General features: G+C 70.2%; 7 protein-coding genes. 3 read left to right on the top strand and 4 right to left on the bottom strand.

The window, feature by feature from the left end:
• The 3 genes from ACFVW8_RS37680 to ACFVW8_RS37670 form a co-directional block, all read left to right on the top strand.
• Positions 1-420 (top strand): cbb3-type cytochrome c oxidase subunit I (locus ACFVW8_RS37680; protein WP_389698306.1); only part of this gene is annotated, 420 nt, incomplete at its 5' end.
• A gap of 74 nt (positions 421-494) precedes the next feature.
• A complete protein-coding gene (locus ACFVW8_RS37675; protein ID WP_389698308.1) occupies positions 495-797 on the top strand; it encodes a hypothetical protein in 303 nt (100 codons plus the stop codon).
• A 130-nt stretch (positions 798-927) separates the two neighbouring features.
• Positions 928-2,289 carry an NAD(P)/FAD-dependent oxidoreductase gene (locus ACFVW8_RS37670; RefSeq protein WP_389698304.1) on the top strand — a complete coding sequence of 454 codons (1,362 nt, stop codon included), beginning with the start codon at positions 928-930 and terminating at the stop codon, positions 2,287-2,289.
• A gap of 53 nt (positions 2,290-2,342) precedes the next feature.
• Here the strand turns inward: ACFVW8_RS37670 and ACFVW8_RS37665 are convergent, their stop codons facing one another.
• The 4 genes from ACFVW8_RS37665 to ACFVW8_RS37650 form a co-directional block, all read right to left on the bottom strand.
• Positions 2,343-3,341 (bottom strand): aldo/keto reductase family protein, encoded by a 999-nt coding sequence (locus ACFVW8_RS37665; RefSeq protein WP_389698302.1) that lies wholly within the window; start codon positions 3,339-3,341, stop codon positions 2,343-2,345.
• Positions 3,342-3,399: 58 nt separating this feature from the next.
• On the bottom strand, positions 3,400-4,542 hold the full coding sequence (gene rho, locus ACFVW8_RS37660; RefSeq protein WP_389698300.1) for a transcription termination factor Rho: 1,143 nt from the start codon (positions 4,540-4,542) through the stop codon (positions 3,400-3,402).
• Between the two features lie 384 nt (positions 4,543-4,926).
• Positions 4,927-5,925 carry a methylmalonyl Co-A mutase-associated GTPase MeaB gene (meaB, locus tag ACFVW8_RS37655; protein ID WP_389698298.1) on the bottom strand — a complete coding sequence of 333 codons (999 nt, stop codon included), beginning with the start codon at positions 5,923-5,925 and terminating at the stop codon, positions 4,927-4,929.
• A gap of 12 nt (positions 5,926-5,937) precedes the next feature.
• Positions 5,938-7,416 (bottom strand): methylmalonyl-CoA mutase family protein (locus ACFVW8_RS37650; protein WP_389698296.1); only part of this gene is annotated, 1,479 nt, incomplete at its 5' end.

The raw sequence follows: 7,416 nt of genomic DNA, 5'->3' as shown, positions 1-7,416 counted from the left end.
TTCTGGACGCTGTTCGTGGGCTTCCACGGCACGTTCCTGGTGCAGCACTGGCTGGGCGCCGAGGGCATGCCGCGTCGTTACGCGGACTACCTCGCCGTGGACGGCTTCACCGCGCTGAACACGATCTCGTCGATCTCCTCGTTCCTCCTCGGTCTGTCGATGCTGCCGTTCCTGTACAACGTCTGGAAGACGGCCAAGTACGGCAAGAACGTCGGCGTCGACGACCCGTGGGGTTACGGCCGTTCGCTGGAGTGGGCGACGTCCTGCCCGCCGCCTCGGCACAACTTCGTCACCCTGCCGCGGATCCGTTCCGAGTCCCCGGCGTTCGACCTGCACCACCCGTCCGTACGCGAGCTCGACGAATCGGCCAATCGCGGCGACCGCTCCGTCACGGTGGCCCCGGGGGACAGGCAGGCGTGAGCGGAGCGGCCGGCGGAGAGGAGGACCTGGTGGGCACCGACCCCGACAAGGACAGCGCCCGAGGGCTGGCCCAGATGGAGGGCTATCTGCTGTGGAGCGCGGAGGTCGAGGAGGCGCGACGGCTCGCCCGCCGCTTCACCGACGAGCTGCCCTGGCTCACCACCGCCCAGCGCGAGGACGTGGAACGGGTCTACGCAGCCGACCGTGCCTATGCCTCGCGGGTGATGCTGATGCGCATCTCCGCGCGCGCCACCGAACTGCGTGGCGAATACAGCCGGCGGTACCGCAGGCTCAGGGCGCGCTGTGTGGCAGCGGCAGTGGTCTGTCTGAGCACAGCGGGCGGCGCCTGCACGGTGGTGACGTACCTGGTCAGATGACCACCGGGTCGTCCGTTCTGCCGCCCCAGCAGGCGAAGTCGCAGCCATCTCGTAAAGATGAGAGGTGACGGGCGCGTGTGACGGGGCAGGCGAACGGACGACCGTGCAGACCCGAGAAGGGACGAACACTGTGGCACGACCCAGGATTCTCGTCGTAGGAGCCGGTTTTGCCGGGGTCGAGTGCGTACGCCGTCTGGAACGCCGGCTCCGTCCCGGTGAAGCGGACATCGCACTCGTGGCGCCGTTCTCGTACCAGCTCTACCTGCCCCTGCTGCCCCAAGTGGCCTCGGGCGTCCTCACCCCGCAGTCGGTGGCGGTGTCCCTGCGCCGCAGTAGCCGGCACCGCACCCGGATCATCCCCGGCGGGGCCATCGGGGTGGACCCGCAGGCCAAGGTCTGCGTCATCCGCAAGATCACCGACGAGGTGGTCAACGAGCCGTACGACTACATCGTGCTCAGCCCGGGCAGCGTCACCCGCACCTTCGACATCCCCGGGCTGCTCGACAACGCCCGAGGCATGAAGACGCTGGCCGAGGCCGCCTTCGTACGCGACCACGTGATCGCCCAGCTCGATCTCGCGGACGCCAGCAACGACGAGTCGGAACGTGCCTCACGGCTGCAGTTCGTGGTGGTCGGCGGCGGGTACGCGGGCACCGAGACCGCGGCCTGCCTGCAGCGGCTCACCACCAACGCCGTGCGGCACTATCCCCGGCTCGACCCGAAGCTGATCAAGTGGCACCTCATCGACATCGCTCCGAAGCTCATGCCCGAACTGGGCGACAAGCTCGGCGAGAGCGCGCTGAAGGTGCTGCGGGAACGAGGGATCGAGGTGTCCCTCGGTGTCTCGATCGCCGAGGCAGGCCCCGACAAGGTGACCTTCACGGACGGCCGGGTACTGCCCTGCCGCACCCTGATCTGGACGGCGGGCGTCACCGCCAGTCCGCTGGTCACCACCTTCGACGCGGAGACGGTGCGCGGCCGGCTGGCGGTGACCCCCGAAATGGCCCTGCCCGGCCACGACGGGATCTTTGCCCTCGGCGATGCCGCGGCCGTACCCGACCTGGCCAAGGGAGACGGCGCGGTCTGCCCGCCCACCGCACAGCACGCGATGCGCCAGGGCCGCAAGATCGCCGACAACCTGCTGGCCACCCTGCGTCACCAGCCGCTGCAGCCGTACGTCCACAAGGACCTCGGGCTCGTCGTGGACCTCGGCGGCAAGGATGCCGTGTCCAAGCCCCTCGGCATCGAGATGCACGGCATCGGCGCCCAGGCCGTCGCCCGGGGCTACCACTGGTCGGCGCTGCGGACCAATGTGGCCAAGGCGAGGGTCATGACCAACTGGCTGATCAACGCCGCCGCGGGCGACGACTTCGTCCGCACCGGATTCCAGTCCCGCAAGCCCGCCACGTTGCGCGACTTCGAGTACACGGACAGCTATCTCACCCCTGAGCAGGTCCGTGAGCACACCGCCTCGCTGAACACCCGGATGTGACGCACGGCAGCGCGAAGGGACCCGGCCGTGCGGCCGGGCCCCTTCGCGTCATGTCAGCTGTGGCCCTTGTAGCCGACGGTCAGAGCGGGATCCCGCTGCGCCACCGGGTCCAGGACCTGGTCGACGGCCTTCAGCAGGTCCGCGTCCAGCCGCACACCGGCGGCCCCGGCGTTCTCCGTCACCTGTTCGGGACGGGAGGCGCCGATGATCGCGGCGGAGACGTTGGAGTTCTGCAGCACCCAGGCGACCGCGAGCTGGGCCATGCTCAGCCCGGCCTGCTCGGCCAGCGGGTGCAGCTGCTGCACCTGCTCCAGCACCTCCTCGCGCAGCCAGTCGGCGACCATGTCGGCCCCGCCCTTGTCGTCCGTCGCGCGCGAGCCCGCCGGCAGCGGCGCACCGGGCCGGTACTTGCCCGTGAGCGCGCCCTGGGCGATCGGCGACCAGACGATCTGACCGATGCCGAGCTCCTCGGACGCGGGTACCACCTCGTCCTCGATGACCCGCCACAGTGCCGAGTACTGCGGCTGGTTGGAGACGAACGGCACCCGCAGTTCGCGGGCCAGCGCATGCCCGGCACGCAGCTGGTCGGCCGTCCACTCCGAGACGCCGATGTAGTGCGCCTTGCCGGAGCGGACGACGTCGGCGAACGCCGCCATGGTCTCCTCCAGCGGCGTGGTGTGGTCGTAGCGGTGCGCCTGGTAGAGGTCGACGTGGTCGGTCCGGAGCCGGCGCAGTGAGTTGTCGATGGACTCCATGATGTGCTTGCGGCCGAGACCCCGGTCGTTCTGCCCGGGACCGGTGGGGAAGTAGACCTTGGTGAAGATCTCCAGCCCTTCCCGGCGCTCATCCTTGAGCGCCCGTCCGAGAACGGCCTCGGCACGTGTCTGGGCGTAGACGTCAGCGGTGTCGAAGGTGGTGATACCGGCGTCCAGGGCGGCCCGGATGCAGGCGAGTGCCGCGTCCTCCTCCACCTGGGAGCCGTGGGTGAGCCAGTTTCCGTACGCGATCTCGCTGATCGTCAGACCGCTGCGGCCGAGTCGGCGGAATTCCATGTGCCTGCTCTCCCTCTGCTGGTAAGTGCCGCTACATGGTAGGACGTATGACCGGTGTTCAGGCGGCCGGAACGGTGTTGCGGATCAGCTGGAGGAAGGCGGCGTTGTCGGGGGTGTGCCGGATCCGGTCCAGCAGCGTTTCGAGCGAGGTCTGCGCGTCCCTGGAATGCAGGGCGCGCCGCAGACCGCGTACGGCGGTCAGCTCGTCGGCCGGTACGAGGAGTTCGTCGCGGCGGGTGCCGGAGGCCGCGATGTTCACGGCCGGGTGGATCCGCTTCTCGGCCAGGCCGCGGTCGAGCCGCAGTTCCATGTTTCCGGTCCCCTTGAGCTCCTCGAAGAAGTACTCGTCCGCGCGGGAGCCGGTGTCCACCAGAGCGGTGGCAAGGATGGTGAGGGAGCCGCCCTCCTCGGTGAGCCGCGCGGCACCGAAGAGGCGCTTGGGGCCGAGCAGGGCCGCCGCGTCGACGCCGCCGCTGAGGGTGCGTCCGCCGGCCGTGGCCGCGTTGTTGTGGGCCCGGCACAGCCGGGTGAGGGAGTCCAGCAGGATGACGACGTCGCGGCCCTGCTCGACGAGCCGCTTGGCGCGGTCGAGCGCGAGCTCGGCGAGCGCGATGTGCTCCTTGGCGGGCCGGTCGAAGGTCGAGGCGTAGACCTCGCCCCGCACCGAGCGGCGCATGTCGGTCACCTCCTCGGGACGCTCGTCGAGCAGCACCACCATCAGATGGGACTCGGGGTGGTTCTCGGCGACCGAGGCCGCGATCTGCTGCAGGAGAACCGTCTTGCCGGTCCTGGGCGGGGCCACGATGAGCCCGCGCTGTCCCTTGCCGATCGGGGCGACGAGGTCGACGACACGCGTCGAGGCGCTGCCCGAGGGCGTTTCCAGGCGCAGTCGCTGCCGGGGGTGGAGCGGGGTGAGGTCGCGGAAGTGCGGCCGGCCCCGAAGTGCTTGCGGAGGAAGGCCGTTGACGCGCTCGACGGCGCTCAGGGCGCGGGGCCGGTCGCACGTTCCCTCGACGGCATCGCCCTTGCGCAGGCCGTGCCGGCGGATGAGCGCGGCGGGGACCTGCACGTCACGGGGGGTGGGATGACCGTCTGCGGGACGCAGTGAGCCGTGCCCCTGGTGCGTGATGTCGAGGACGCCGGTGGCGGCCGTGGGGGCCGCGGGCCGGGTGGTTACGGGGTGTTCGAGTGTGGTGGTCATGCGGGGTGGTCCTTTCGCGGACATGCGAATGAAGGGGCCCGGCAGAAACGGGGGCGGAGATCTCACGCCCCGGACGACGGGCAGGGAAGCCCGGTGGGAGAACCCGTACCGGACTGAGGAAAGTAATGCGGTGAAAGCTGGATCGCCGGTCGGAATCGAGGGGCGCATCAGCGTGATGAGAAATGAACCGGCACCGGCGCCTGAATCTCAAGGCGTACACAAGTACCAATGGCAATGTAGCACGGCTCCCGGTCGGGGCGGGGCCCGTATGGCGTGGCTCACCCCGCCGCGCGGGGGAGCGGGAGGTGTTTACCGAGCCGTGGGACCCGGCTCCGGGGCCTTGTCCCCGGGTCCGGAGCCGGGTGTGTTCGTGCGGCAAAACGGTCAGGCAGTCGGCCCCGGGCTCCGGAAGGCCTCCAGGATCTGCTCGGCGGCCAGCGAGGCGGGCAGAGTGCCTTCCCGTACGCGCAGTTCCAGCTCCGGTGTGAGCGCACGCACTCCGGGATGGCTGCGCAGACTCCCCAGCAGCTCGTCGCGCACCATCGTCCAGGTCCAGTCGACCTGCTGCTCGCGCCGTTTGGCCACGAGCCGGCCCGTCGACTCCAGCAGTGCCCGGTGCTGCTCCAACCGCTCCCACAGGGTGTCCAGGCCGCTGGACTCCCGGGCGCTGCAGGTCAGTACCGGCGGGGTCCATGCCGCGTCCACCGGGTGCATCAGCCGTAGCGCACCCGCCAGTTCACGTGCCGCGGAGCGGGCGTCGCGCTCGTGCGGTCCGTCGGCCTTGTTGACCGCGATGGCGTCGGCGAGCTCCAGCACCCCCTTCTTGATGCCCTGCAGCTGGTCGCCGGTGCGGGCCAGCGTCAGCAGCAGAAACGTGTCGACCATATTGGCGACCGCCGTCTCCGACTGGCCGACCCCGACCGTCTCCACCAGCACCACGTCGTACCCCGCCGCCTCCATCACCACGACGGACTCCCGGGTCGCCTTCGCCACCCCGCCCAGCGTGCCTGCGGTGGGGGAGGGGCGTACGAACGCCGCCGGATCCACCGAGAGCCGTTCCATCCTGGTTTTGTCGCCGAGGATGGAGCCGCCGGTACGGCTGGAGGACGGGTCGACGGCCAGCACCGCGACCCGGTGCCCGAGCCCGGTGAGCATCGTGCCGAGGGCGTCGATGAACGTGGACTTGCCGACGCCCGGCACACCGCTGATACCGATGCGCCGGGCGTTCCCGGAGTGCGGCAGCAGCTCACGAAGCAACTGCTGTGCCAGCGCCCGGTGGTCGGGCCGGGTGGACTCGACGAGGGTGATGGCGCGCGCGATGTGCGCCCGCTTCCCGTCGAGTACCCCCTTCACATAGCTGTCGAGATCGATCCTCGGGGCCATGGGTTCAGCGGCTCACAGCTCGTGACCGAGTGAGGCGCCGAGCCGCGTCACCAGATCGTGGGCCGCGTCCGGGATCACCGTCCCGGGCGGGAACACCGCCGCCGCACCGGCCTCGTGCAGGGCTTCGATGTCCGACGGCGGGATCACCCCGCCCACCACGATCATGATGTCCTCGCGCCCCTCGGCCGCGAGCTCCTCGCGGAGCGCGGGGACGAGGGTGAGGTGGCCGGCGGCCAGGGAGGAGACGCCCACGATGTGCACATCCGCCTCGACCGCCTGCCGGGCGACCTCGCCCGGCGTCTGGAACAGCGGGCCGACGTCCACGTCGAAGCCCAGGTCGGCGAAGGCGGTCGCGATCACCTTCTGGCCGCGGTCGTGCCCGTCCTGGCCCATCTTGGCGACCAGGATCCGCGGACGCCGTCCCTCGGCCTCCTCGAACGCGTCGACCAGTGCGCGGGTGCGGTCCACGGACGGCGACTCCCCTGCCTCGTTGCGGTACACACCGGAGATCGTACGGATCTGGCCCGCGTGCCGGCCGTACACCTTCTCCAGTGCGTCCGAGATCTCGCCCACGGTCGCCATCGCTCGTGCCGCGCCGACGGCCAGCGCCAGCAGATTGCCTTCGAGCCCGGGGCCGGGCTCCCGGCCGGCTGCGTCCGTCAGCGCGCGCAGCGCGTCCTGGCAGGCCGTCTCGTCGCGCTCCTCGCGGAGCCGCCGCAGCTTCTCGATCTGCTGGGTGCGCACCGAGGAGTTGTCGACCTTGAGCACGTCGATCTTCTCGTCTGTCTCGACGCGGTACTTGTTGACGCCGATGACCGGCTGCCGCCCGGAGTCGATGCGCGCCTGGGTACGGGCGGCGGCTTCCTCGATGCGGAGCTTGGGAATGCCCGCGTCGATGGCCTTGGCCATGCCGCCCGCCGCCTCGACCTCCTCGATGTGCTGCCAGGCACGCCGAGCCAGGTCGTAGGTCAGCTTCTCCACGTAGGCGCTGCCGCCCCACGGGTCGATGACCCGCCCGGTGCCGGACTCCTGCTGGAGCAGCAGCTGGGTGTTGCGGGCGATGCGTGCGGAGAAGTCGGTCGGCAGGGCGAGCGCCTCGTCCAGGGCGTTCGTGTGCAGCGACTGGGTGTGGCCCTGGGTGGCTGCCATCGCCTCCACACAGGTGCGGGTGACGTTGTTGAAGACGTCCTGCGCGGTCAGCGACCAGCCCGAGGTCTGTGAATGGGTGCGCAGCGACAACGACTTGGGGTTCTGCGGATCGAACTGCTTGACGAGCTTGGCCCAGAGCAGCCGGGCGGCCCGCAGCTTCGCGATTTCCATGAAGAAGTTCATGCCGATCGCCCAGAAGAACGACAGCCGCGGCGCGAAGGCGTCGACGTCGAGCCCGGTGTCCCGTCCGGCGCGCAGGTACTCGACACCGTCGGCCAGGGTGTAGGCGAGCTCCAGATCGGCCGTGGCCCCGGCCTCCTGGATGTGGTAGCCGGAGATGGA

The sequence above is a fragment of the Streptomyces sp. NPDC058221 genome (assembly GCF_042882365.1).
GTDB lineage: Bacteria > Actinomycetota > Actinomycetes > Streptomycetales > Streptomycetaceae > Streptomyces.
This window is presented reverse-complemented; position numbering and strand designations above follow the sequence as displayed.

Coding starts and splice junctions, on each gene's coding strand:
- ACFVW8_RS37665 (WP_389698302.1), bottom strand. CDS start 3,341: ATGGAATTCCGCCGACTCGGCCGCAGCGGTCTGACGATCAGCGAGATC.
- rho (WP_389698300.1), bottom strand. CDS start 4,542: ATGACCACCACACTCGAACACCCCGTAACCACCCGGCCCGCGGCCCCC.
- ACFVW8_RS37675 (WP_389698308.1), top strand. CDS start 495: ATGGAGGGCTATCTGCTGTGGAGCGCGGAGGTCGAGGAGGCGCGACGG.
- meaB (WP_389698298.1), bottom strand. CDS start 5,925: ATGGCCCCGAGGATCGATCTCGACAGCTATGTGAAGGGGGTACTCGAC.